This is a genomic window from Streptomyces sp. SID1328 (genome assembly GCF_009865595.1).
In the GTDB taxonomy this organism is placed as follows: Bacteria; Actinomycetota; Actinomycetes; order Streptomycetales; family Streptomycetaceae; genus Streptomyces; species Streptomyces griseoluteus.
This window is the reverse complement of record NZ_WWKH01000450.1, coordinates 1-1,496: the sequence shown is the minus strand read 5'-3', so window position 1 is coordinate 1,496 and position 1,496 is coordinate 1. Positions and strand designations below refer to the sequence as shown.

2 protein-coding genes are annotated in these 1,496 nt (G+C 75.0%); both read right to left on the bottom strand.

From position 1 onward, the window contains the following. Window positions 1–188 precede the first annotated feature (188 nt). Window positions 189–905, bottom strand: a complete 717-nt coding sequence (locus GT030_RS13725; RefSeq protein ID WP_161201358.1) for an NUDIX domain-containing protein — start codon at window positions 903–905, stop codon at window positions 189–191. Beyond that, a partial coding sequence (locus GT030_RS13720; protein WP_161201357.1) for an ROK family protein occupies window positions 902–1,496 on the bottom strand: 595 nt, incomplete at its 5' end. The genes GT030_RS13725 and GT030_RS13720, both read right to left, overlap by 4 nt.

The following is a 1,496-nucleotide window of genomic DNA, read 5'->3' as shown; positions in this document are numbered from 1 at the left end:
CCGTGGCCCACGCCCCCACCGGCACCCCGGCGCCGGAACCCGCCCTGGCCCACGCGGCAGCCGAACCCGTGGCCCCTGAACCGGCGCCGCCCGTGGTGGCGGCAGCGGCTTCCGCGACGTCGGCCGTCCCCGGCTGACCGAACGGAACGCGTGCCCGGTACCACGCCCCAGCGCCGTACCGGGCGGCGCTACGCCCCGAGGAACCGCCCCGCCGCCAACTCCAGGTAGGACGCCAACGGGCCCGGCAGTGCTCGGAGTTCGGACAAAGAGCCGATCAGCTCCACCCGGTCGAACTCCGGGTCCACCCCTGACGCGGTCTCGGCCCGCGCCAATTCCGCGTAGAGATGCCGCAGTTCGCACGCGGGACGTGGTGGGGCGACGAAGAGGAAACCCAAGCTGCCCCGAGCGTCAAGGACCACCGGGCCCGGTACGAGGGCGTCGGCGGCGGTCTCGGAGCCGGTCTCCTCGGCAAGCTCGCGGGCCGCGTGCAGCCGGAGCACATCAAGGTCCAACGCGGCCCCGTCGCCCGGAGGTTCGAGCGTGCCGCCAGGTGTCTGCCACCGGCCGGGGGCCGAGGTGGTGGGCGACATCCGCCCCACCAGCAGGCGCCCGCCGTCACAGGGCTGGAGCACCGTCACGAACAGCGCCGCCACGGCCGGTGCGTCCGGAATCCCGCGCAGGACGCGGTAACGGTACGTCAGCCTCGTCCAGCAGACCGACAGGCCGCCCGCGTCGTCCCGTTCGAACCCGGTGAGCGCGGCCACCGGACCGTCGAACAGGGTCGGGTTGGCGGTCACGGCGGCTGTCCAGCGGTGGTCCATCGTCGTGCGCTGGGCGGCGGTGAGGGCCGGCGGGGCGGTCTCCTCGAAGCGGAGGCGGGAGACGTCCCACAGCTCCGCCGTCACCGCAGGGCCGCCAGCGGGTCGTCGAGCACCGGCTGCCAGGCGAGTTCGGCGGCGCCGACCAGGCTGTCGTGGTCCAGGGTGCACGGCAGGATGGGCACGCTGCCGCTCTGTCCCCACAGGCTGCGCTCGGCGACGACGGCGCGCAGCCGCTCGGGGTCGGCGTTGAGCAGGCCCCGGTGCAGTCCACCGAGGATGACGCGGTCGGGGTTGAGGATGTTGACCAGCCCTGCCAGCCCCAGCCCGAGCCGGTCGATCAGCGTCTCGGCGGCGGCGCGTACGGCAGGCTCGGCGTACCGGGTGCGCAGCAGTTCGTCGGCCTGGGCGAGGAGGGACACCTCGGGGCCGGGGTCGAGTCCGGCCTCCATGAGGAGGGCGAGCGGGTCGGCCTCGACGTCGAGACAGCCCCGGCTGCCGCAGTGGCAGACGCGGCCCTCGGGATTGACGGTGAGGTGGCCGACCTCCAGGGCGAGGCCCGAACTCCCGGTGTGCAGGCGGCCGTCGAGGACGAGCGCGCCACCGACACCCCGGTGCCCGGTGGCCACGCACAGCAGGTGCCGGGCGCCCCGGCCCGCGCCGTGCCGGTGTTCGGCG